The 25,295-nt window shown below is 35.2% G+C and carries 23 protein-coding genes; 8 read left to right on the top strand and 15 right to left on the bottom strand.

From position 1 onward, the window contains the following. Window positions 1–7: 7 nt before the first annotated feature. From ACQVV1_RS23175 to ACQVV1_RS23190, 4 genes are all read right to left on the bottom strand, one after another. Window positions 8–871, bottom strand: a complete 864-nt coding sequence (locus ACQVV1_RS23175) for a DNA-3-methyladenine glycosylase family protein (protein ID WP_431169570.1) — start codon at window positions 869–871, stop codon at window positions 8–10. Window positions 872–930: 59 nt separating this feature from the next. After that, on the bottom strand, window positions 931–1,713 hold the full coding sequence (pdaA, locus tag ACQVV1_RS23180; RefSeq protein ID WP_242256199.1) for a delta-lactam-biosynthetic de-N-acetylase: 783 nt from the start codon (window positions 1,711–1,713) through the stop codon (window positions 931–933). A 126-nt stretch (window positions 1,714–1,839) separates the two neighbouring features. Beyond that, the gene (gene fumA / locus ACQVV1_RS23185) at window positions 1,840–3,360 is read right to left on the bottom strand and encodes a class I fumarate hydratase (RefSeq protein ID WP_242256201.1); all 1,521 of its coding nucleotides are present in this window, start codon (window positions 3,358–3,360) and stop codon (window positions 1,840–1,842) included. A gap of 206 nt (window positions 3,361–3,566) precedes the next feature. Next, window positions 3,567–3,749, bottom strand: coding sequence for an SE1561 family protein (locus ACQVV1_RS23190; RefSeq protein WP_000513558.1), 183 nt, complete (start codon window positions 3,747–3,749; stop codon window positions 3,567–3,569). A gap of 213 nt (window positions 3,750–3,962) precedes the next feature. On the opposite strand from ACQVV1_RS23190, the gene yfkAB reads away from it, so the two are divergent. After that, on the top strand, window positions 3,963–5,090 hold the full coding sequence (gene yfkAB, locus ACQVV1_RS23195; protein ID WP_431169571.1) for a radical SAM/CxCxxxxC motif protein YfkAB: 1,128 nt from the start codon (window positions 3,963–3,965) through the stop codon (window positions 5,088–5,090). A gap of 36 nt (window positions 5,091–5,126) precedes the next feature. Here the strand turns inward: yfkAB and ACQVV1_RS23200 are convergent, their stop codons facing one another. Continuing rightward, window positions 5,127–5,924: a YfkD famly protein gene (locus ACQVV1_RS23200; protein ID WP_060629413.1), complete on the bottom strand. Its 798-nt coding sequence runs from the start codon at window positions 5,922–5,924 to the stop codon at window positions 5,127–5,129. Between the two features lie 79 nt (window positions 5,925–6,003). Then, window positions 6,004–7,059, bottom strand: coding sequence for a calcium/proton exchanger (gene cax / locus ACQVV1_RS23205; RefSeq protein ID WP_063221661.1), 1,056 nt, complete (start codon window positions 7,057–7,059; stop codon window positions 6,004–6,006). Between the two features lie 178 nt (window positions 7,060–7,237). Here cax and ACQVV1_RS23210 point away from each other — a divergent pair, with 178 nt between their 5' ends. The 3 genes from ACQVV1_RS23210 (at window position 7,238) to ACQVV1_RS23220 (ending at window position 8,490) form a co-directional block, all read left to right on the top strand. Next, window positions 7,238–7,654, top strand: coding sequence for a pyridoxamine 5'-phosphate oxidase family protein (locus tag ACQVV1_RS23210; protein ID WP_000550210.1), 417 nt, complete (start codon window positions 7,238–7,240; stop codon window positions 7,652–7,654). Window positions 7,655–7,808: 154 nt separating this feature from the next. Continuing rightward, window positions 7,809–7,955 (top strand): BH0509 family protein, encoded by a 147-nt coding sequence (locus ACQVV1_RS23215; protein WP_000817786.1) that lies wholly within the window; start codon window positions 7,809–7,811, stop codon window positions 7,953–7,955. A gap of 106 nt (window positions 7,956–8,061) precedes the next feature. Then, window positions 8,062–8,490, top strand: a complete 429-nt coding sequence (locus tag ACQVV1_RS23220) for an EamA family transporter (protein WP_000100306.1) — start codon at window positions 8,062–8,064, stop codon at window positions 8,488–8,490. A gap of 8 nt (window positions 8,491–8,498) precedes the next feature. Here ACQVV1_RS23220 and ACQVV1_RS23225 read toward each other — a convergent pair whose 3' ends face one another. Then, window positions 8,499–9,095, bottom strand: a complete 597-nt coding sequence (locus ACQVV1_RS23225) for a DedA family protein (protein WP_063221660.1) — start codon at window positions 9,093–9,095, stop codon at window positions 8,499–8,501. 474 nt (window positions 9,096–9,569) lie between these two features. Here ACQVV1_RS23225 and ACQVV1_RS23230 point away from each other — a divergent pair, with 474 nt between their 5' ends. Continuing rightward, window positions 9,570–12,332 (top strand): tetratricopeptide repeat protein, encoded by a 2,763-nt coding sequence (locus tag ACQVV1_RS23230; RefSeq protein ID WP_242256203.1) that lies wholly within the window; start codon window positions 9,570–9,572, stop codon window positions 12,330–12,332. A 42-nt stretch (window positions 12,333–12,374) separates the two neighbouring features. Here ACQVV1_RS23230 and lepB read toward each other — a convergent pair whose 3' ends face one another. The 3 genes from lepB to ACQVV1_RS23245 form a co-directional block, all read right to left on the bottom strand. After that, on the bottom strand, window positions 12,375–12,911 hold the full coding sequence (gene lepB, locus ACQVV1_RS23235) for a signal peptidase I (RefSeq protein ID WP_309259661.1): 537 nt from the start codon (window positions 12,909–12,911) through the stop codon (window positions 12,375–12,377). A 220-nt stretch (window positions 12,912–13,131) separates the two neighbouring features. Next, entirely contained in the window at window positions 13,132–13,812 is a 681-nt protein-coding gene (locus tag ACQVV1_RS23240) for a lysoplasmalogenase (protein ID WP_242256204.1), read from the bottom strand. Window positions 13,813–13,934: 122 nt separating this feature from the next. Further along, on the bottom strand, window positions 13,935–14,885 hold the full coding sequence (locus tag ACQVV1_RS23245; protein WP_431169573.1) for a DMT family transporter: 951 nt from the start codon (window positions 14,883–14,885) through the stop codon (window positions 13,935–13,937). 270 nt (window positions 14,886–15,155) lie between these two features. Here ACQVV1_RS23245 and ACQVV1_RS23250 point away from each other — a divergent pair, with 270 nt between their 5' ends. Continuing rightward, window positions 15,156–17,081 carry a heavy metal translocating P-type ATPase gene (locus tag ACQVV1_RS23250; RefSeq protein ID WP_431169574.1) on the top strand — a complete coding sequence of 642 codons (1,926 nt, stop codon included), beginning with the start codon at window positions 15,156–15,158 and terminating at the stop codon, window positions 17,079–17,081. Window positions 17,082–17,266: 185 nt separating this feature from the next. Here the strand turns inward: ACQVV1_RS23250 and ACQVV1_RS23255 are convergent, their stop codons facing one another. Genes ACQVV1_RS23255 through ACQVV1_RS23265 form a run of 3 tightly spaced genes read right to left on the bottom strand, consistent with a single transcriptional unit; the run spans window position 17,267 to window position 19,167 of the window. Further along, complete coding sequence (locus tag ACQVV1_RS23255; protein WP_212955407.1) at window positions 17,267–18,127, bottom strand: YihY/virulence factor BrkB family protein; 861 nt, start codon at window positions 18,125–18,127, stop codon at window positions 17,267–17,269. A gap of 6 nt (window positions 18,128–18,133) precedes the next feature. Continuing rightward, window positions 18,134–18,649, bottom strand: coding sequence for a DUF4075 domain-containing protein (locus tag ACQVV1_RS23260; RefSeq protein ID WP_242256210.1), 516 nt, complete (start codon window positions 18,647–18,649; stop codon window positions 18,134–18,136). Between the two features lie 53 nt (window positions 18,650–18,702). Further along, the gene (locus ACQVV1_RS23265; protein WP_060629402.1) at window positions 18,703–19,167 is read right to left on the bottom strand and encodes a low molecular weight protein-tyrosine-phosphatase; all 465 of its coding nucleotides are present in this window, start codon (window positions 19,165–19,167) and stop codon (window positions 18,703–18,705) included. Window positions 19,168–19,341: 174 nt separating this feature from the next. On the opposite strand from ACQVV1_RS23265, the gene ACQVV1_RS23270 reads away from it, so the two are divergent. Both ACQVV1_RS23270 and ACQVV1_RS23275 read left to right on the top strand, forming a co-directional pair. Beyond that, window positions 19,342–19,566 (top strand): DUF1128 domain-containing protein, encoded by a 225-nt coding sequence (locus tag ACQVV1_RS23270; RefSeq protein ID WP_000366197.1) that lies wholly within the window; start codon window positions 19,342–19,344, stop codon window positions 19,564–19,566. A gap of 192 nt (window positions 19,567–19,758) precedes the next feature. Next, window positions 19,759–22,425 (top strand): cation-translocating P-type ATPase, encoded by a 2,667-nt coding sequence (locus ACQVV1_RS23275; protein WP_431169575.1) that lies wholly within the window; start codon window positions 19,759–19,761, stop codon window positions 22,423–22,425. A gap of 60 nt (window positions 22,426–22,485) precedes the next feature. On the opposite strand, the gene ACQVV1_RS23280 is transcribed toward ACQVV1_RS23275, so the two are convergent. After that, window positions 22,486–23,568 (bottom strand): toxic anion resistance protein, encoded by a 1,083-nt coding sequence (locus ACQVV1_RS23280; RefSeq protein ID WP_060629400.1) that lies wholly within the window; start codon window positions 23,566–23,568, stop codon window positions 22,486–22,488. A gap of 18 nt (window positions 23,569–23,586) precedes the next feature. Then, window positions 23,587–25,218: a YceG family protein gene (locus ACQVV1_RS23285; protein WP_431169576.1), complete on the bottom strand. Its 1,632-nt coding sequence runs from the start codon at window positions 25,216–25,218 to the stop codon at window positions 23,587–23,589. Window positions 25,219–25,295: the final 77 nt, after the last annotated feature.

Consider the following 25,295-nt stretch of genomic DNA (forward strand, 5'->3'; position numbering starts at 1 on the left):
TACACCTCTACTCTATACTTTTCCATAAATATAACGCTGCATAACTGCAGTATGGTTCACACTCTTGTTTCACGTTTTCTAAAAACGCATCACCCGGTTTATCATCTAATTGAAATACACCTTGTACTGCACGCTGAATCCCGATGTCTGCTTTCGGAAACATATTTTTCCGTCCAAGCCCAAACATTAAAAAGTTTTGCACTGTCCATGCACCAATCCCCCTAATTGGTAACAATTGTGCTGCAATCCCTTCTTCTGTTTCGTTTTCTATTCTAGTTAAATCTAACTTACCACCTATAATATACTTTGCTAATCCTACCATATATTCAGCTTTTCGCTGACTAAATTTCTGCTCTCTCAATTCTTCAATTGAAATATTTGCTACTATCTCTGGAGTAGGGAAAAAGAATACACCGTTCTTCTCTGTTCCATATCGTTTTACAAATTGCTCTGTCAGCACAGTAGCAAATTTCAAATTTATTTGTTGATGAATAATACAGCGAAGTAAACATGCAAAATAATCGAATTCTAAAATAATTGGAGTATAAGCATATGTTTCAAATAGTGGACGTAATGATGTGTTTAAAAAATGATTTTGTATATCTTGAAACGGTTCATTCCAATGAAAAATGGCCCTCATTCGTTTCATGACTTTCTCCGGATTTCCTGTCTGACTAGAAATCCAAAACTGTGGATTTTGAACAGTACCAATCCCTTGTAAGCGAACAACAACCTGTTCCTTGTCTATACAAAGCGGGACATAAATAACTTTCTCATCTAATTGAATGACGTTAAGAGGATCAAAAGATAAACGTTTTAATACTTCTTCAAAATGATACGGATACTCTAACGTAACATGTTCGCTCCACATACGTTTCCCCATCCTTTTTACACATCATTATAGCATGAGAAAACCGCAAGCATACATGCTTACGGTTGATTGCTTTTTACTAACTCATCTAGACTTTTAAAATGATACCCTTTCTCGCGCAAATCATCAATGATTTTCGCAAGTGCTTCTGCATTATCTTTTGATATTGCATGAAGTAATAAAATAGATCCTGGATGAATCATCGTCATAACATTATTATGCGCATATTGCCATCCTCTTTGCTCATCCACTTTCCAATCCAAAAATGCAAGTGACCAAAATACATTATAGTAGCCCATTTCTTTCGTAAGGGCTAACGTTCTTTCACTAAATACACCGCGCGGAGGACGCACATATTTCACTTCTTTTTGCCCGGTCACTTTTTTAATTTCTTCCGTTACACTCGTTAATTCTTCACGAAGTTTTTCATCATTTACTGCTGTAAAATCAGGATGACTCCACGAATGGTTTCCAATAATATGTCCTTCATCCTTCATTCTTAACAATAAATCTTTTTGTGTTTTAATATAATGCCCTGTTACAAAGAAGGTTGCTGGTACTTTTTTCTCTTTTAATACGTCTAAAATCTGGCCTGTATATCCATTTTCATACCCATTATCAAATGTTAAATAAATATCTTTTTTCTTCGTATCCCCTAAATAAAATCCGCCATTTTTTTGTAGCAATTCTGTATACAGTTTCCCTGCATCTGGTACTGTTTCATTTTTAGGACGCGGAATTCCCCAGTTATGTGGAGTATTTGTATAAGCCAATGTTGAAACTGGAACAAGTGCCATCATAATTGAAAAAATGAGACCGATATATAACCATTTATGTTTCATAAATAGTCTCCTTTCCATATATAATCGTACTTGTAGTTTCTGTTGCCGTGCATTCTTTCATGCTGAACATGTTTTTCTATATATACCAAAAAAATGCATCTCGAATCATTCGAGATGCATTTTTGTTTACTTAAATACTGGCTCTTTAAAGCTCGCTAATTTTTCAAGTGATGTTTTATCAACATCTGCATGTAAGCTATTACCATGAGAATCCATCGTTACAACTGCTTTAAATCCTTCAATACGTAAATGCCACATTGCCTCTGGAATACCAAATTGTAAGAAATCAACATCTTTCACTTCTTTAATACATTCAGCATAATATTGCGCTGCACCACCGATTGCGTTTAAATATACACCGCCGTGTTCTTCTAAAGCCGCTAATGTTTTCGCACCCATACCGCCTTTTCCAATGACAGCGCGAATACCAAATTTCTTCATAATATCACCTTGGTATGGTTCTTCACGAATACTTGTCGTTGGACCTGCCGCTTTAATTTGCCAATTGTCATTTTCATCTTTCACGACAACTGGACCACAGTGATAAATAACTTGTCCATTTAAATCTACTGGACAATCGTTATCCATTAAATGCTTATGGATTGCGTCACGACCTGTATACATCATGCCATTAATTGTTACAACATCACCAACGCGAAGTTCACGAATTTGCTCTTCTGTAATTGGTGCTTGTAATACAATCTCACGTTGTTCTGTTTTTTCTTGCGCTTCTTGCTGAAGTGTATCTTCACCTTCTTGATATAGCCAATCCATAATTTCACCTGTTTCAGGATGGATTGTTACTCCAAGACGGCGATATGCCCAGCAATTATACGCAACAGATACGTAGAAACTAGCTGGCAGACGATTATAGACACCAATTTTACAACCAAGTAAAGTTGTTTCTCCACCAAATCCCATCGTACCAATGCCAAGCTTATTTGCATTTTCTAATACGTACTCTTCAAGTTTTTGTAACTCTGGGATTGGATTGACATCATCTAATGTACGGAATAATTGATTTTTTGCTAATTCGTAACCTGATGTGCGGTCTCCCCCGATACCAACACCAATTACACCTGCACTACACCCTTGACCTTGCGCTTGATATACTGCATGAAGAAGGCATTTACGAATCCCTTCTAAATCACGGCCAGCTCGTCCAAGTCCTTCTAATTCACATGGTAAGCTATACTGAATATTTTTATTCTCACAGCCACCACCCTTTAGGATTAAACGTGCATCAATATAATCTTTTTCCCATTGTTCAAACTTAATAACCGGTGTACCTGGTCCTAAATTATTTCCACTATTGTCTCCGAAAAGAGAATCAACAGAATTGGGACGAAGTTTACCATCTTTTGTCGCCCGCTCAAGCGCATTATAGATAGCTTCCTTCAACTTTAATTGATTCACACCAACTGGTGTATAAATTTTAAACGTTGGCATCCCTGTATCTTGGCAAATTGGCGATATGTTATCATCAGCCATTTTAATATTATTTGTAATTGTGCCAAGTGCCATCGCAGAACGAGTCCCTGCATTTTCTCGCTCTTTCGCTTGTTGAATCGCACGACGAACATCTTTCGGTAAGTTCGTTGACGTTTCAACAATTAGTTGATACATGCTTTCTTGAAGCTTTTCCATTGTTACTTCCCCCTCAATTGTGAACGCTACCAAAACGTTATGAGATGAAAATCTCATTGTTATACTCTTCAGCTTTTTATTTGTTTCACGCTATTAAAGCATAAATGAAATTTTTCACAACTTGATTATACCTCTTTTTCTATCGTCCTTCTATTATCCGCACAGAAAAAGGCTACCAAATTGAAGTTGGCAGCCTTTTTAATATATTATTCGTCTTTTTTAAATTGCTCACATTTTAATTCTAATTCATCTAGCATTGCAAGAAGACGATCTACATCTTCTAACTCTACTTCTTCAGGTTCAATTGTATCAATTACTTCAATGAACATATTTAAACGTTCTTTTAAATATACTAATTGTGTATCTTTATCTTGAATTGCTTTTCCCATGAAGGCACTCTCCTTTTAATTCGAGTTGCTTTTATTATACCGCAAAAATGATTGCTATGGATATGTAATTTCATGAATTTTGTCACAGTAATTCATTCGAATGTAAGCCCTCTCTCTTTTTCCACAAAAAAGTTTCACTTTATAAAAAGCACATATTCTTCTATTATAGAGAATGGACAAATTGTTATTTCAATAGTCAAAGGAGTATTTCATATGACGATATCACAAAAAATGAAGCCGATTACTCCTTCTTACGATCCATGGGAAGCGTATATGGACCTTGAAGAGTACGGCAAACTACTATTAACAAATGTTGAGTTTACAACGACGACGTTATGCAATATGCGCTGTGAGCATTGCGCTGTTGGTTACACGTTACAGCCGAAAGACCCGAATCCGCTTCCGATGGATCTTTTATTAAAACGATTAGATGAGATTTCTCATTTACGTTCTTTAAGTATTACTGGCGGAGAACCTATGCTTTCAAAAAAATCCGTCGACAACTATGTAACACCACTCTTAAAATATGCCCATGAACGAGGCGTTCGCACTCAAATCAACTCAAACTTAACTATAGATTTAGCACGTTACGAACAAATTATTCCTTATTTAGACGTATTGCATATATCTCATAACTGGGGAACAATTGATGACTTCGTTGAAGGTGGATTTGCAATGATGGAGCGTAAACCTACGTATGAACAACGTGCAAAGTTATTTGAACGAATGATTACAAATAGTAAAGCTCTATCAGATGCAGGTGTACTCGTATCAGCCGAAACGATGCTGAATAAACGAACTCTACCACACATTGAACATATTCATCGTCAAATCGTTGACGAAATGGGCTGTAAACGTCATGAAGTACATCCGATGTATCCGAGTGATTTTGCAAGCAATCTAGAAATTTTAACAAAAGCTGAAATTCGTGATGCAATTGAGCATTTACTAGAAATTCGCGATGAAAATGTTTGGATGTTATTTGGAACTTTACCTTTCTATGCTTGCAGTGATGACGAGCGAGACATCGTCACATTTAAGAAATTACAAGAGAGCAAAAATGTAACTGTTCGTAACGATCCGGATGGTCGTTCACGCTTAAATGTAAACATTTTTGATGGTAATATTATCGTAACTGATTTCGGTGACGTTCCCCTTCTAGGAAACATACAAACAAACACATTACAAGAAGCTTATGATAAATGGAGTGCTTCAAAAACAGCAAAATCATTAAGCTGTCACTGTCCTGCAGTAAAATGCCTTGGACCGAATGTTCTTGTAAAAAACAGCTACTATCCGACAGAAGATTTCTTATCAAAAACAGCAAACATTACATTATAAAAAAACGTCAGCTTATAAGCTGACGTTTTTTTTATATTATTGCGAGTGAGAAGAAGAAATGAATTTAAAGAATAAATGATCATGAATTGGAATTGCCGCTCCAATTCCTTGAGAGGTAATATTTTTCACAACAAGTCTTTTTTGATTTCCCTTTAATACAAGGTATACTTCTCCAAATGTCACTTTTCCTTTTTCATTTACCGCTGGTGTATAAGCGTATAAATATCCGAGTTGACTCGGACTAATATTATATACTCGCTCATGCCCAGTACCATAACCAATGGTCGTTTTAAATGAAAGTGGTAATTGTACTTTTTCAAGTGCTTTGAGAAGCATCATTTTCTTCACATCTGTAGCATCTTTCATATCCGCTGTTAAATCGCCTTCAACTGTCTTCTGCGTTTCTTGTTTATAGCGTAGCGGATATAGGCGATCTCCTCCGCGATTATCGTATACGTTACGATTTACTTGTTTATATTCCCAATTAATCGATGTATCAACCGATTCATAATTCAAAGCCCATTGACCTAAATAAATCTTCGCTCGGTACCCTACCGCAAGCGGCGCATTCGAAATGGTCGTTTCGTTAAACATTCGAATTAAGTCCGGATTTTCAATTTTAATATTTGCTGTTTTCAATAGTTCTTGAGCAAACTTACTCGGCTGTAAACGCGGCAAATCTTGCGCATCATTTGGAAACGTATTGTCTTTAGAAATATTTAAAACAGATGAAGGCATTTTTGTTTCTACCGTTGTCTTTGCAAAACTCATGTTAGGAAATAATAGAATAAACGAGACCATAGTTGAAAGACATATGCTGTATACTCGTTTCACCTGTCTGGCTCCTTCCTACGTAAAGGTATATACTACTTTGTTTATTGTTTTCTCTCAGCACAATTGTTATGCCTATTTTTCATAATAAATAAAAACCAATTCCCATAATGACATACGCCGCTAATAAAGTGCCTCCTTCAAACCAGTTTGTATCACCATCATTTGAAATCGCAATCGTTAAGAAAACAGCTGTAATCATAGAAACAAGTTCTGGTATGGTAAATACTAAAGGCATCCTATTTGCAAAAAACATGGATAACAGTACTAATACAGGAGCAACAAACATGGCAATTTGTAATGTAGAACCTACTGCGATTTCGACTGCAATATTTACTTTATTTTTATAAGCCATAATAATTGCAGATGCATGTTCCGCTGCATTTCCAACAATCGCAACGATAATAACCCCTATAAATAGTTCTGACCAGCCAAATGATTTCGCGACTGTTTCAAATGTATGCACAAGCGCCTCTGACACATAAGCTACCGCAATTGTCGCTATCGCTAAAATGAGTAACGCTTTTCCTTTTGACCACTCTGGCTCTTCTTCATGAGCGACTTCATCACTTTTATGTTGATATACACCGCGGTGCGTAACTAACTTAAATAGCAAGGCAGCAAGGTACATAATGATCATAATAATAGAAACACCTATACTTAATTGGTATGTCTTTCCAGCGTCCATCTTCATTGAAAAGATCTCTGGAATAACAAAGGCTACAACAACAGCAAATATTAATAAAGCTGAATTATGCCTTGCATCATACACATTAAAACTTTGTCTTTTGTATTTAAGACCTCCTACAAAGAAAGATAGTCCCCCTACTAATAGTAAATTTCCAAGTACAGATCCTGTTAAAGAGGCTAATACCACTTCAATTAATCCCGCTTGAAGTGCGAAAATCGAAATGATTAGTTCAACAGCATTACCGAAAGTAGCATTTAATAATCCGCCTATTCTAGGTCCAGAGACAATTGCCAAACTTTCTGTCGCTCTCCCCATAAAACCCGCTAACGCGATAATCGTAATACAATACACAGCGAACATAATTGTTTGGGGCCAATGAAATGTTTTTCCAAGTACAGACAGTGGTACACCTATAAGCGCTACTATAAGAAATATTTTATTAAACATGCTTTTCATCCTTCCATCGTATGTATTTCTCCTCAGTATTATTATTATTCTTCTCCTAACTTGTCCGATTTCATCACAATTACGTTTAAAAAATCGGATTGAAGAAAACAGTATGAAAGATATTTAAATTATCTTGTTTAAACAAAGAAAATATAAATTAGGAAAAGAGGTAAAAAATATGCACTTAAAAGAAAAAATCGCAACAATTATTCAAGGACAAAGAACTGGTGTATTATCAACTGTACGTAACGATAAGCCGCACAGTGCCTTTATGATGTTTTTCCACGAAGATTTTGTACTATATGTTGCAACAGATCGACAATCAAAAAAGATAACAGATATCGAAAACAACCCAAATGTCCATGTACTACTTGGACGAGAAGGAAAAAAATTAGATGAAGATTATATTGAAGTTGAAGGCTTAGCTTCAATCGAGGAAGACTCCACATTAAAAAATAAGTTTTGGAATAATAGCTTAAAACGTTGGTTACTCGGTCCTGAAGACCCTAATTACGTATTAATAAAAATCAATCCTGACACAATTTATTACATCGATGGTGCCGGTACGACGGAGCCCGAGTTTTTACGACTATAAAATAAAACAAGCCCCCTTTAGGTGGGCTTGTTTTGTCGAAAAGTTCTTCTAAAAAAAACAATAAAATAGGTGGAACTTTCTAAAGATTCTGTTATATAATAGCAGTAACTTAAATAAACTGTATTAAAACAGATTGAGAGGAGAAATAAAATTGATGAAAAGAGAAGAACGCAAAAATATGATTGAGTTTATCGAAAAGAAAAAAGGGATTGAGCGTGACGAATTATTGTTTATGACAGACGATGAAGTAGAACATATTTATAATGTAACGTACTTTTTATATGAGGAAATTGCAGAGTAGTATAATAATCCCCACCTTATTAAAAATATAAGGTGGGGATTATTTCATTATTAATACATGAGAATGGTTTTCATGTATAATAATGTAAGATTGGAGGGATTTTACTATGAGTTCATGGCTCTTATTCGCACTATTATCAGCAATTGCTGCTGCCCTTGTATCTATTTTCGGTAAGATTGGTTTAGATGGAATCGATGCCAATGTTGCTACGACGGTTCGTTCTATTATTATGGCATTATTTATGGTAGGCGTTATTATTATACAAGGTAAATTTCAAAATATTGGCGACGTACTACTAAATAAAAAAGCACTGCTCTTTATCACATTAAGCGGGGTTGCTGGTGCTTCGTCATGGCTATTTTATTTTCTTGCCCTCAAAACAGGGAAAGTTTCACAAGTGGCTCCTGTCGATAAACTAAGCGTCGTATTTTCTATCATTCTCGCTATGATTATACTCGGCGAAAAGTTAAACTTTATGACTGGTATTGGTGTTGTCTTTATTACAGCTGGTGTACTATTTATTGCTTTCAGCTAAAAAAACCGCTACTCGCGGTTTTTCTTTTTCTTTATGTAAAACCATACAATACATGTAACAACTACTGAAATGGATATAATCCATATGCCATAATGATGTAAACTATACTCAACGAAACGCCACTTCTCTCCCAACTTCCAGCCAAGTCCAATAAAAACACTTATCCAAATAAGCGCACCACCGTAAGCGTACAAACAAAAACGCCAAAGCGTTAAATTCGACATCCCAGCAAAATATGCTGTTAAATGACGCACTCCCGGGATAAAGTAACCAATCATTAAAAGAAATGGGCCATATTTTTCAAATAAAATATGTGTTTTTTCAATGTGATGTTCCTTAATTCTAATTTTCGGCCCATATTTTTTTAAAACAGGGAGTCCAAGTTTCAAACCTAATATATAGCTTAATGTAATGCCTAACATTGCACCAGCCATCCCACTTAAAAACGCAGCAGTTCCTGACATAACTCCTTTTGAAACGTTATAACCAACAAAGGTCAATAAAAACTCATCTGGTATCGGTAATCCAACAATCCCACCGGCCAAAGCTATTATAATTCCAAAATACCCATAATGTGCGATTAACTCGCCAATATGTTGTTCCATTCGGAAGACACATCCTATGTACGATCGTTATTCCACATTGTGCCCTTTCTATCTTTCAGACAAACATGGTATACATATTCACTATACATTGTTTTTATAATGAACTCTACTTCTATCCATTTCTTTAGCAGGAAGAATGTGAACCATTAATCGGTGAGGATTTGTTCATCCTCGCTCATTCTTAGTACACATCAATCGTGCGCCAGACTCCCGCCTCCTTCCCTTATATTCACCGCTTTTCGAAGCGCCAGTCTTACTATCCACAAATAACAGGATTAAAAAATAAAAATTCATATGCTTGTTTTTTTGTTACAATAAAGGAAAGTTACTTTTCGCAACGGTTTAACTCTCAGGAAAAATGATATACCTAGCAAATACATAGTTTGGTCGATATAATGCAACTTCTACCTATTAAAAGAACATGCACCCTTTACATACAACATCATTTTTCTAAATTATACAGGGGGAACGAACATGACCATTGAAAATCAATTTATCCAAAAGGTTTACTATAAAACATTTTTAACAGAAGAAACTTCTACTCCAGTATCGGAAGTACTCGGTGAAGCATATATAAATGAATCTACAAATGAATTCTCCAATATTTCTAATATCCGCTTTGCTCAAGGTGAATTTTATTACCAAAATAAAGACTTTGAAGCAGCGATATTTAAATGGGAGAAAGTAAATAACGAACTTTCACTTTGGGCAACCAAAAATATTGCAGATTCTTATTTTGAACTAGGCTTCTTACCAAAAGCAGAAGAAATTTATCAATCTATCCAAACTGAAGATACAACTCTTACAATGGAAGTTTCCTTACAACTTCTTTCTCTTTACATCGAACAAGATCGTTTAGGTCTCGCCTTTAAGACAATTAGTGAGGCTGTTGCATTTCAACCTGACTATCCAAACATTACTACAATTGCTCGCTCATTCTATGAAAAACAAGAAGATTGGAATAACGCTATTGAACTTGCCGTTCAAGAAGGAATTCGAACAAAATCATTACACTGGTTCGATACTCTAATCAATTATGTGAATCAAGGATTTACGAAACAAAGTAAACCAGAATATTTCTATGAATCTTTAAAAGCTTTATATGCAATTGATCAAGTCCAATTTAAAGAACTTGTTATTGCTCTTTGGAACAGCTATCAAAATGAAAAATTACATCTACCTTGGATTCAAACAATAAATCATTTATTCTTGCATATTGAGACAGACAACAATGACGATTGGCATGAAATTGTTGAACGCTATCAAGATACGTACTTTGAATTAATTACTGGTGAGCATTTCATGCATGAAATGCAGGGACTTGTACCCGACCTATTAACAAATTGGTTTAGTTTAACGAAAGCAAAAGATGCCCTATTTGTATCTGCTGCAGTATTAGCGTGGAATGAAGTTTCACCTACAACTTTAGAGTCATTACTCGTAAAAAGTGCGGGAGCCCTACTCTCTAATTCAACAGCTGAAACAAATGTAAATATGGAAACCGTTTCTCATTTATTCGAAACAATTGCTGTATGGGCTGAAAAAAACGATGTGGATTTAAGTCATCAATTTACGTTACTCGTTCATGAACTATGTGATTTAAATGTTACACAATTACTAATAGCGGGAACTAGTGACCATGATAAATCATCATTCATCAATTCAATATTAGGAGAGAACATCTTAACTGAGACTGTAACAACTCCTATTCTATTTAAAGATGATAGCCAAACTGAAATAACAGAATTCACTGCGTTAGATGTACACAAGATACCGAACTTTGATGAATTCCATCAAATAATGGCTACACCTTCGGAGTCAGAACTTGAGAAAAAATGCATAGAAATTAAGTTACCAAGTAGATTTTTAAGAAAAAATAAATTTGCATTTCTTGTTACGCCATCTGTTCAAGGGCAAGTGGATAAAAACAGCCCATATTTTGAATACTTACAAGCAGCAGATAGCCTTATTTACGTATTAAATTCTGCTTCACCATTACATCGGGAAGAGCTTGATACATTACTTTATTTACGTGAACAAGTGCCAAATTTACAAATTCATTTCGTATTACACACAAATAATACGACCAATAATGAAAAGTTAATAAGTAAGATTAAAGTCCATTTCCCAAATGCACAGTTCTTCCCATACTCTCCTTCACAAGAGAGTAGCCAGCAACTTGGGGACGTGACAGAGTCTATTCTTTCTAATCTAGCTGGACGCGATATGGAACAAGAACGTATAGAAAAACTAATATGGTTTACTCAAAAGACAATCGCATACCTTGTAAGTGAACGTGTGGAATTAGAAAATACATTAGTGAAATCAGTACGATGGAATAAACATATCTCAGTGAAACTAAATGGATTTATTAACAATCTAACTGCTCTTGAAAAAGATAAAATTCGTTCTATTACAGAATCTTATCTTTTAACAAAAGAAGAAATTACACGAGATATCCATTCTCAAATTCCCGAATTATTACAGAGCTGTTCTGACCTTGTTCAAGAAGATAGTGATTTCAAATTAGTTCATGAAGAATTAAATACTGCAATGAACGAACGAATTCAAAAACATGTACAGCAAGTGCTTCTTCCTAAATTTACTGGGTTTATTCAAGAGTGGATTGAAACAGCACATAATGAATTTATTCAAGCTCAATCTTATTTAGATGAAATGAGTGAAACGTTTAATAAATTATATAAAGAAGAACGCATGAAACTTCCTTGCGATTTCAAATTATTAGATGATTGGCATCGAGATGTTGTACGCATGACAAATAGAATTACAGTATCGAACATCAATATTTTATTACGCTTTACACCGACACAATTTTTCTTAAAGAGTGCGGGAAAACTATTTGGTAACATGCAAAAAAATCAATCTATGCTCGCAAACAAATATAAACAATATATTGAAACGGAAGATTATACGGAAATTGCTCAAATGATTTCAAAACAATTCTTCCTTCAATTTGAAGTATTTGAAGGCGCATTAGAACGAGATATCATGATGTTCTTTAAAGATCCACTTAGCATATTGAAACAAAATGTAGAAGCAGCTCAACTTGAAATAGAGGAAGACGAACAAACGTTAGCAACGTTAAGAAGCAACCCAGAAACTTATCACGATCCGTTAGCATTCTTTAAACTGCAACTATTGCAGCACAAATTCGTTTTAAGTACGAACAGAAACAATGAAGACGTCTATGAATTTAATGAATCTCCTACGATTTAACATGAAAAACCAAGCAAACTAAAATTTGCTTGGTTTTTTAATTTAATTCATTATTTTCATATGTTCAAATGGATAATAAATTGCTGCTAATTCTCCTAATACATCCGCTTTATCAATAAGTCCTAAACCATTTCTACTATCTCTGCTTATTAAGCGATTATCTCCCATAACAAAAATCTTATTTTTAGGAACTGTAATTGGTCCAAAGTCCTCTGTTAAATTCATAAGTTTTTTTTCAGCTTGTTTTTTATTACTATACAAATACGCTTCCTCTATCACTTCATGATTCACATATAATTGATCATTTCTCACCTCAATGACATCGCCAGGCAAACCAATAACCCTTTTTACATAAAAATTATCCGTCTTCACAACAATAATGTCTTCTCTCTCATAGCTTTCAAATTGCTTTGCCAACTTATTAACAATCACCTTATCCCCATCTTGTAGCGTTGGCCTCATAGATGCTCCTTTTACAGTCGTAGGAAAAAACACAAAAATTTTCGCCAAAAATACCAATAAACATGCAATTGCAATTGTTCCAAAGAATTCGCGCCAACGTTTTTTCTTTTGCATCATTCCACCATCTCATCATCTTTTTACTTTTATTATAAGTATTTCAACCGATTATTTTCTATAAAATTCTGAATTATATAATCATGATATCACAAACTTGAGAATAAAATTCTCATAAAGTGAAACTTTAATCAACCCGACTCCCATCTCAAACTCTACTAGAGCAAAATAGTAAAAAAGATACTCTCAAAATAGTCTATCCACCATTTTTGAGAGCATCTTTTTATAATCCCACATATACAATACACATTTGAGCCGCTACATATGTAAACCAAATCCAAAGTGGTTCATACTTTAATTTGCGCCCTCCAATATCTGTCACGCCTATAATAAAATCAGAAATCACAAATAGTAAACCACCAAAAGCTGGTATCCACCAAATTCCTGTATTCTCGTAGTATAAGGCGAATGCAAAGCAAGCCATTCCTCCAACCCACAATCCGTAAATTAGAGCTCCTATCGTAAACAATTTATCTTGTTTATCATTTCGGATAAAAAAGAACCACCCTATAATGAGAAAGAGTCCGTATACGAGTAAACCAATCCAAAAACCATTCCATGAAATGCCGGTTTGCAAAAATGCTTTTACATAAAAACAATGCGCAAGAGCGAAAGTAATCATCCCTCCAATTAATCTGTGACCAATTGGAATCAAACCTGCCATAAATAAATCTCCTACAGTTGATAACGTCATACCTAGTGCAACCCACGTACTATACTCTACTGATGGATCTTGTAACCATATCCAAATTGCACTTGCTGTTAAAGAAAAACTAAGAATAAGACGCACCGCTAAAGGTAACGGCATATTATTTGTTGTTTTTTTTGTCTGTCCTATTGCGTATATTGCACCAATTAAAAAAAGAATGATTTGTCCAATTAACACCATATAAAGTAGATTCATAACATGTTCTCCTCAATAAATGCTTTTTGTATCTTTTTTCGTTGCACCTAGTCTATTATCCTTTTTCTATATAAAAAAAGAAGAACAGTACTGTTCTTCCATTGTAATCGTTTTCCTATTATCTATGCTACTTGTTTTTCTTGCTCCACTTTCTGCTTAGCTGGCGTCCGATTCACCACAATAATTCCCGCGGCTACACATGCTAAACCGAATAATACAAACGAATGAATTGCTTCTCCTAAAATCATGCTCGATAATAACACACCAAATACAGGTATAAAGAACATATACATTGATACTTTTCCAACCTTGTTGTATTTCATAATTGTATTCCAAATGCAAAAGCCTGCTGCGGATAAGAAAGATAAGTAGATAAGCATAAGTATTGCATGTACACTAAATGTAAATGGCATGACTCCAACTTGCAGCGCCCCTATACATAATAGCCCGATAGAACCAAATATCATTTGGTATGCCGTCATATAGCCAATATCTAATGTTTTACTACCTTCTTTCGCCAATATGTTTCCATATGAATACAACATTGCTGCACTAAGAAGTAATAAGCTACCGATTCCGAAATGGAATGACAAACTACCATCACTCGGTACATTTACTAAAATGACACCACAGAAGCCGATAGAAACCCCAATTACTTTTCTCATATTAAGAGCATCATCTTTATATAAAAAATGGGCGAGTAAAATTTGAAAGAATGATGATGTTCCTGAAATGATAGCTCCTTCAATACCAGAACTATAGCTCATTCCAATATAAAAACATATATATTGAAGAAATGTTTGAAATAAACCAATCTGTACTAACTGCTTCCCCGTTCCCTTTTTGAAGCTCATATCTTTTCCTAACGCTTTAAAGAAGAATAAGAGCATTACTCCAGATAAAAAAAAACGATAGCCAGCAAATAATATTTGCTCCCCAACTTCTTGTGGCTGAATTCCAAGTTCAGCATAACTTAATTTAATAAAAGGGAATGCGCTCCCCCATAAAAAAGTCGCTACTATTGCAGCAATAAACACGCCAATCGAATGGGTAAAAAATTTCTCTGTCTTCACTCGTTGTCTTCCTTTCCGATCTTTTTATGAACAATATTCATATATACCAAAGGAAATGTGAAAACACAAGTTTTCAGTTTATACGCAAACAAAAACATATCATCTAAAGAAAACATATGCTATACTATAGAATAATTACAACATAATAACTATTAAAATCAGATTCAACAGAAATGCTGCTATCCATTATGGATGGCAGCTTTCGTCGTTTTATAGAGCTTTCGATTTTGATTCTTTTTCTCAATAAGAATTTGGAAGGAGCGAGTAGTAATGAACTCAGAAGTAAGAACATTACAAGTACAAAAGTCTATTTCTCATCCCTCTTTATGGGATACATTAAAGAAACATTATGAACTTATATTTGCAATCGCATCTGGTATTTTCATTTTAGCTGGTTGGTTATTCACAAAGAACGATGCAATGAATGTAGGCATTACTTGCTATATCCTTGCTTATATAGTTGGTGGATATGCAAAAGCGAAAGAAGGTATTGAAGATACAATTGAAGAGAAAGAGCTAAATGTCGAAATGCTCATGCTCTTTGCTGCTATCGGTGCTGCAATCATTGGCTACTGGGCAGAAGGCGCAATTTTAATCTTTATCTTCGCACTAAGCGGTGCAATGGAATCTTATACATTAAGTAAAAGCCAAAAAGAAATTTCAGCGCTTCTTGATTTACAACCTGAAGAAGCATTACGTATTTCAAATGGAACCGAAGAACGTGTTCCTGTTGGCCGATTACAAATTAACGACATTATTTTAATTAAGCCAGGTGAACGCGTTCCTGCTGACGGTACAATTCATAACGGTGAAACAAATATCGATGAGGCAGCGATTACTGGAGAACCTATTCCAAATGAAAAAAAACATGGCGATGAAGTATTTGCCGGCACTGTAAATTTACGCGGTGCTATCGAAGTTAAAATTACGAAGCCGAGCGATCAAACATTATTCCAAAAAATTATCCGTCTCGTCCAAAGTGCACAAAGTGAAAAATCACCATCGCAACTATTCATCGAAAAGTTTGAAGGAACATATGTAAAAGGGGTACTACTCGTTGTTGCGCTTATGATGTTCGTCCCTCATTTCTTACTTGACTGGAGCTGGAATGAAACATTTTATCGTGCAATGATCTTACTTGTAGTCGCATCTCCTTGTGCACTCGTTGCTGCCATTACACCAGCAACGTTATCTGCAATTTCTAACGGAGCAAGAAACGGCATTCTCTTTAAAGGTGGCATACATTTAGAACGCCTCGCTTCAGTAAAAGCCATCGCCTTTGATAAAACAGGGACATTAACACAAGGTAAACCTACCGTAACGGATGTATATGTTCGAGAAAATATAACAGAAAAAGAAGTACTTTCTATTACAGCAGCAATTGAAAGTCACTCTACACATCCTTTAGCTGAATCTATTGTGAAATATGCACAACATACGTATGACATTGCATTAAAAAAACCAGAAAATGTTGAAGATGTAACTGGTTTTGGACTAAAAGGAATATTCGAAAACAAAGCTTATAAAATAGGTAAAGCTGATTTTATTGGTGAAGAAACAAAAGCTTTTCATAATGGTATTTCTGCCTCACTTGAAAAAGAAGGTAAAACTGTCGTTTATATTAGTGATGAAGATGGTATCCTTGGACTTATCGCTTTAAAAGATACGCTTCGCCAAGAAACAATAGCTGCTATTCTCGAATTACAAAGCATTGGTGTCGAAGCAATTATGATTACTGGAGATAATGAAGAAACAGCAAAAGCAATTGCCTCCGAAAGTAATATAAAGGAATATTACGCATCATGCTTACCAGAAACAAAAGTTGAAACAATTAAAAAGCTAAAAGAAAAATACGGGACAGTAGCAATGGTCGGCGATGGTATAAATGATGCTCCTGCACTTGCTACTGCTAGCATTGGTGTCGCAATGGGTGAAGGAACAGACGTTGCTTTAGAAACTGCAGACGTTGTACTTATGAAAAACGAATTATCTCGACTTTCCCAAGCAATCCGTTTATCAAAACGAATGAACCGTATTGTAAAGCAAAACGTAATCTTTTCACTAGCTGTAATTGCAATGCTGATTTGTTCAAACTTCTTGCAATTTTTAGCTCTGCCATTCGGTGTTATTGGACATGAGGGAAGTACGATTCTTGTTATTTTAAACGGGTTACGATTATTAAAAGGAAACAATTAAAACGGGTCCCTCATAAAGGACCCGCTTTTTTTAATGGTAGCTATTATGCCCGTTCGCACTACCACTCGTTTTATGCTTTGGATGCGAACTGCTCTTTTGTTTATTGTTATTTTTATTGTTGTGATTCTTTTTATTATTACTCATGAAATATCCCCCCCTGTTCCTTATTATTATGGAACAAGAAGTCATTTTTCATTACGGGAATTATTGTCACCCGTCCTATAATGATGGAGTAAACCATTAATTTCGCCGCCAAGTAAAATTACCCATCCAGTTAAGTAGAACCATAACATTAAAACAATGATACCACCGAGACCACCATATGTATTCGCGTAATTCGCAAACTTATCTACATAATAAGCAAATGAGTACGATACCACAATCCATCCGATAGTAGCAAATAAAGCCCCTGATACAACTTCTCTTCTCTTTAATTTTCGATCAGGCGCAAACGTATATAAAAAGCTAAATAATGCAAACAAAACAAAGAAACTTGACACTAAACGCGTAATACTCCACGCATAAGAATAAGTATCTGATAAGCCAATTATTTCTGCCCCAATTACTTGTCCAAATACTGGGACAAGTAATGCAAACACAATCATAAAAATGATTGCTAATGTAAACAAAATAGATAAAGCTCTAGTTTTAATAAAAGAGCGAGTTTCTGTTACATCATACGCACGGTTAAAAGCGTTCATAACCGCATTCACTCCATTTGAAGCAAACCATAGCATCGATAGTAAACCAAATGATAATAAACCACCATTTTGCTCATTTACAACTTTATCTACGTTTACTTCAATTAAGTTCATTGCATCTTCCGGTACGTACGGTTCTAATAAATCGAGCACACTTTCTGTTTGAAGGTCAATGAATCCAAGAAGCGTAATTAAGAAAACAAGCCCAGGAAAAATCGCAAGCAAGAAGAAATAAGCGAGCTGTGCTGCCAAGCCCGCTACATCATCGCGCATCGTCCGGTCATACAAATCTTTACCAAACGAATAAGTACGATTTCTTCTCACCTTTTCTAAAATTTTTCTCATATATGTTTAAACGCTTTTCTTCTCTTCTTTATCTTGCTTCAACTCAATGTACGCTTCAGTTTTTTTTTCCTCTACATTAGAGTCTTTCATAAATAATTCACGCGCTTCTTTCATACCGCCATCTTCAGCAACTACTGGCTCTTCTTCTACTTTCAGCTCATCTACTTTTGAAGATACAGCTTGAATTTCAATCGTTTCTGGCTTCTCTGCTGTCTCAACTTTTTTCTTACTAAAAATTTCTTTCGTTTCTTTTAACGTTTCTACAACAGACGGCGTCAATTTTTTAATTTCCGCTACTTTCGCTTTCACTACGTTTAAATCAGCAAGTTCGCGTCCTTTATCTGTAACAGTTTGCACTTTTTCTTTGATTTTTGCGTTTTCACCAATTTCAATCATCTTTGTTTTTGCTTTTTCTGCTGTATTTTTTACTTTTTCACGGTTTTCTTTCTTTAACATAGATACAGCTACACCTGCAGCTACACCAATCGCAATGTTTCGAGCAATATTATTTTTCTTTGCCATATTCCTTCACCCTTTCATTTCTTATGTTAGAAAGTATTTCTTTCTAAGCTTCCTCATATTCCTTGTTCATTTCGAATGAAAGCTAATAGCTTTACACACCCTTCTGTTACAAGGTCATATACTTCTTGGAAATTCCCTGTATAGTAAGGGTCGGGAACGTCTGTCCAGCCACCGTCTGGAACAAAATCGGACAGCCTACCAATATAGCCTCCAGTTTTACCTAAACTTTTTAAATCTGCTATATTCTTGTTGTCCATGGCAATAATATAATCAAACTTTGTTAAGTCTTCTTTTTCTACTTGCCTTGCTTTAATTCCTTCAAAAGTGACTGCATTTTCTTTTAAAATTTTTTGTGTTCCTTTATGTGGCGGATGACCAATATGCCAATCTCCAGTTCCCGCAGAATCAATGACAATTTTCTCTTCGAGTCCCTCTTTTACGACAAGATCTCGAAAAATCGCTTCTGCCATTGGAGAACGGCAAATGTTCCCAAGACAAACAAACAATACTTGAACCATATTTTTGTTTCTTCCCTTCTTGGTGCATTTCTTAATATATACTTATAGTATAAACAACCAATTATTAAATATAAAGGAAATCCCTACTAATTTAATAGGATTGAAAAGATTCATTAACGAAAATGATAAAAAATGTTAAGATATCCTTATGTTATTTTAAAGGGGGACACTTCGGTGGATTTATCCGTAAAGTCAGAAGAAAACGTTGAATATATGGTCGAAGCTATTAAAGAAAAATTACGTATGGTTAATGCTGGAGCGATGAGAGCTGCTAGCTTTAATGAAGAAATGTACGAAGACTTACGTGACATTTATGAGCATGTTATGAAACGTGAAACATTCAGCATTAGTGAAATGCAAGCTATTACAGAAGAATTAGGTACATTAATTAAAAAGTAAAAAAAGCCTCGCTTATATGAGGCTTTTTTTATTTCTAACAAATTCATGACAACTCTTCTCTTTCCCTCACCCAACTGTAAAATACTGTACAATGGAAGTAGAACCTCACCTTAGATTTTTTCTCCATACATACTACTCACAAATAATAGCAACACTACCATTGCTAACTGTTTTTACTGGAGGTGCTTACTTATGAGCAATTGGTACAGTAAGACGAAAGATCAAATATTAACAGATTTTAAAACACATGAACAAAATGGCTTAACAACCGAAAGCGTAAATGAACGCTTAAAGCAGTTTGGTCCAAATGAATTAACAGCAAAACAAAAGCGCACTTTATGGCAGCGGATTTTTTCTCAAATTAATGATGTCCTCGTATATGTCCTTATTATTGCTGCCCTTATTTCTGCCTTTGTAGGTGAATGGGCTGATGCCAGTATTATTGCGCTCGTCGTAGTTTTAAATGCTGTTATCGGTGTCGTCCAAGAATCGAAAGCAGAACAAGCTTTAGAAGCACTAAAAAAAATGGCAACACCTAAAGCCATCGTAAAACGAAACGGTGAGCTAAAAGAAATTCCATCCGAACAAGTCGTTCCAGGTGATATTGTCATGCTAGATGCGGGACGTTATATCCCATGTGATTTGCGACTTATCGAGACCGCAAATTTAAAGGTTGAAGAATCTGCTCTAACTGGTGAGTCTGTCCCTGTTGATAAAGATGCAATCTACCACCCTTCCATGCAAAGTGATGAGCAAGTACCATTAGGCGATCAAAAAAATATGGCCTTTATGTCTACTCTTGTTACATACGGACGAGGTGTCGGTGTTGCTGTTGAAACTGGAATGAACTCACAAATTGGTAAGATTGCTACCCTGTTACATGAAGCAGACGATGATATGACACCACTTCAAAAAAGCTTAGCACAAGTCGGAAAATATTTAGGATTTGTCGCTGTAGCTATTTGTATCGTTATGTTTCTCATCGGCTTTTTACAGGGACGGGATACGTTAGAAATATTTATGACTGCTATTAGTTTAGCCGTTGCAGCTATCCCAGAAGGCTTGCCAGCTATCGTTTCCATCGTTCTTGCAATTGGTGTACAACGTATGATTAAACAAAATGTTATCATTCGGAAACTACCAGCTGTTGAAGCCCTCGGTTCTGTCACAATTATTTGTTCAGATAAAACAGGTACGTTAACGCAAAATAAAATGACCGTTACTCACTTTTATAGTGATAACACATATGATCGCTTAGAAAGTTTAAATGTCAATAATGATGCGCAGCGTCTATTGTTAGAAAATATGGTGCTATGTAATGATGCGTCTTACAATAACGAATCACAAACCGGAGATCCGACTGAAATTGCTCTTCTCGTTGCGGGAAGCTCTTTTAACATTCAAAAAGACGATTTAGAAAATAAACATAAACGTGTTAACGAAGTACCTTTCGATTCAGATCGTAAAATGATGTCAACAGTGCATACATACGATGAAAGCTACTACAGCATGACAAAAGGCGCCATTGATAAACTTTTACCTCACTGTACCCATATTTTTAAAAACGGCAAAATCGAGGTTTTAACTGATTCTGATACAAATCAAATATTAGAAGCTGCCGGGTCAATGTCTCAAGAAGCTTTAAGAGTACTTTCATTCGCATTTAAACAATACAACTCAAGCGATGTGGATACAGAGCATCTTGAAGAAAACCTCATCTTTATTGGTCTTGTCGGTATGATTGATCCACCGCGTATAGAAGTAAAAGATTCAATTACAGAATGTAAAAAAGCCGGTATTCGCACAGTTATGATTACTGGAGACCATAAAGACACCGCCTTTGCCATTGCCAAAGAACTTGGCATTGCTGAAGAAATATCTGAAATTATGATTGGAACTGATTTAGATAACATTTCAGATACAGAATTAGCAAATAAAATTAATCATTTAAATGTCTTTGCTAGAGTCTCTCCAGAACATAAAGTGAAGATTGTAAAAGCTTTACGTGCGAAAGGAAATATCGTTTCTATGACTGGTGATGGTGTTAATGATGCTCCATCTTTAAAGCAAGCAGATGTTGGCGTAGCGATGGGCATTACAGGAACAGATGTTGCAAAAGGAGCAGCCGATGTGGTGTTAACAGATGATAATTTCTCATCTATCGTGAAAGCTGTTGAGGAAGGTAGAAATATTTATCGTAACATAAAAAAATCAATTCTCTTCCTACTCTCTTGTAACTTTGGAGAAATTATCGCTTTATTTTTAGCGATTTTACTTGGCTGGGCAACACCATTACGCCCAATCCATATTTTGTGGGTCAATTTAATTACCGACACACTTCCTGCACTATCACTTGGCGTTGATCCTGAAGATTCAGATGTGATGAAAGAAAAGCCACGCCGTGCGAAAGAAAGCCTATTTAGCGGTAGCGTCCCTTTTCTTATTTTCAATGGCGCTCTAATTGGACTTTTAACGCTAGCAGCCTTTATCGTCGGGGCAAAATTCTATACTGGAGATACAAATTTATTCCCTCTTTTCCCAGAACGAATTGATGAAGATGCTCTATTACATGCTCAAACAATGGCATTTGTTGTTCTTAGTTTTTCTCAGCTCGTTCATTCATTTAACTTGCGCTCAAGAACGAAATCGATTTTTTCAATTGGGATCTTTACAAATAAATATTTAGTCTTCTCCCTTCTTATCGGTGTTCTTATGCAAGTTTGTATCATCTCCATCCCGCCCCTTGCAAATATATTCGGTGTGCATGCATTAACGATGCGAGATTGGGGATTTGTTCTTTTATTAAGTATCATTCCACTTGTTGTGAATGAAATCATTAAATTAGTGAAGAAAAACTAAAAGGCAATGAGGACTATTCCTCATTGCCTTTTCATTTATCCCACTGATTAAAGTTTCACTTTATCCTTGTAATTCTTTTTTGATGTTCTCTGTTAATGTAGCCATACGTTTGCGGCTTTCTTCACGCTCACGTTTATTTTGTTCTTCAATTTGTTGTGTTTCTTGCATGCCTCTTGAAATAATGTTCCAAGTTTCCTCAAGTGTTTCCATTTTAATACTAGAAGAACCTGATAATCTCGCTACTTCCACACTTTGCGTTGCGATGTTCTGTGCATTTTTCTTAAGTAATTCATTTGTACGGCGATCCAGTTCAGCCATAGAATCTGCAACAAGCTTTTGACGCTTTGCATTTACCGCCTGAATGATACCATTTTTAAAGATAGGAATCGTTGTAATAAATGCGGTATTGATTTTACCAATTAATTTATTATTACCACGTTGAATCATACGAATTTGTGGTGCTGTAAGTAGTGCAACCATACGCGCTTTTTCTAAATCATCAATACGCTGTTCTAAAATTTCAACAGAGTTTTTAAGTGATTCTAATTCAATACCTGCTATTTGATCATTATTACGTACGCGCTCTTCATACATCGGAACTAACTCTGTATTTAAACGCTCTAATAACATTTCTCCTGCTACTACGTACTTTTCTAAGTCTAAGTAATATTTTAAGTTTTGCTCATATAAACCATCTAACGTACCAATTGATTTTTTCATTTCATCTTGATACTTTGTAATTTCTACATACACTTTATCAATTTCACGGCCCATCGTTTGATACTTACTAAAGATTTGTTCAATCATTTTATCCGCTTTTTTGAACATACGTGAGAAGAAACCACTTTTCTCTTCCGCAAAGTCTTTGCTATCAAACCTATCCATAATTTTGCCAAGTTGTTTTAATAATTCACCTGAATCTTCTATTTTTGATAATGACATTGTATGTAAAATTTGATCAGCAAAACGTGAAATCTCCATAGAAGGTTCTTTTCCAAGTTCAATTAATTCTAACTGATCTTTAATATCTACCGCATTATAAATACGTTGTACATCCGCATCTTGTCTAAGTTGTAAGCGAACATCTTGTGCTGTTTGCTCATTTAATTCTGTTTTCGAATCTAGTACGACTGGGTTATTCATATGGTATTCTCCCTTTCCTTATAAAAATGGACGAAATAGTCCTTTTATTGTTTGTGATAAATTTTTATAGGCTGATGAACCATGAAACTCAAGATCGAAATTAACTTCTTCAAGCCAATGTGAATCAAATGCCCCTGCTTCAATATACGGTTCAATATCGTTTCTTCCCGTTGGATTGAAATGGAATACATCTACTCCAATTTGATTTAAAAATAGTAATAAAACAGCATCAGAACGAGTTAATTCTCCACTCTTCTCATTATTAAATATAACAATTTTCGGTACATCTTGTGAATAATCAAATTTCTCAAGCTGTTCTAAAATATTCGGTGGTATTTGAGAGAGTTGTGCGAAAACATATAGCGCTACATCTTGTTTCGTTTCTTTTGCAATTGGTTTACACATTTCACTTTCACACGTATGGATAATCGCCTCTGCAATCCCATGTTGTAAACCTTCCGGTAAACGCTTATGCGGCCACCAATGGCTATTCATAATTAAATCTGGATGTAATTTCCCCCCGCGGTCTAATGCATCTCGATAATGATATTGGAAATTGGCTTTTTGTTCTTTTGTAAACGGGAATGTATTAATTAATAAACTGTTATCAAATGATGTAACAGCCTTTAATCGCTGAAAATATTCTTTATCATTCTTTGAAACACCTGATATTTTCGCAAATAAAGAAGGGATATAAATGTGTTTATTCTCAACAAAGAATGTCGGGCGCACAAATGCCTTTTCTTTCGTAATTAAAAAGAGTTCATCGTATGTCGTTTTTAATGTACGGGCTACAGGCGTATAGGAACGGAATTGCCACGGCTTGTATAATAGTGAATTATCGTGGTGAAGTACTTGTTCAATTTCCTTTGAAGCTTGATACGCTACTGTTGCAACACGCTCACGACGGCGATCTGGAAATGGTTCAAGAGAAATCCGGCTTGGATGAGACACAACAAAACTTCTTCCTTCCTCATCAACATTCTCAAATCCATCTTTTCCTTCTGGGTGATAATAAAGCACATCACAACCGAGCATAATAAGAAAGTATAAGAAATATATACGGCTTTCCTGTGCATCACCGTACCAAATAATACGTGGCATTTGTTTCTTATAATTAATCGTAGAGAACCACTTTGCGACGTAATTTTCGCTTAATTTAATCATGTCGATTAAGAAACGACGAAAGCCTTCTGTCTTTAAAGATTGATTATGTTGTTTCTCATATAATTTCAATACTGAAATAAACGTCGTATGTATATAATGCTGTAAATCAGGATTGTCTACTTTCGGTAAAAGTTGTTTCCCAGATAAGTGTGCCACTAACCTATTTACTGTCAAACCATTTGGTGCTTCTTGATGTAATCCGAACACTTCTTGAATATGACGAAGTTTTTCCGAATCGATTACTTTGTTTAAATTTTGTTCGTGTAAAACTTCGATTCCTTTCGCTTCACTATAATCAAATAGGTCATTAAAATATTCATCTACATCATTAGGAACGCCGAGGATTCGACATGCTATATAACTAAATTTCATCTCATTCTCTGTCAGCTCATATTGTGGACGTTTTTCTAAAAGTGTTTCAAATTGCTTTAAATCTGATTCATCTTTTAATGCATATGGTTGAAGTGTAAAACGTGAAAACACAACAGTTCACCTCCAAAAACATTTACGTTTTTTCTAAGTCCTTCTTCTATTATAAACTATTTTTGGTTATAAAAAAT

Source organism: Bacillus basilensis, assembly GCF_050630465.1.
Taxonomy (GTDB): Bacteria; Bacillota; Bacilli; order Bacillales; family Bacillaceae_G; genus Bacillus_A; species Bacillus_A basilensis.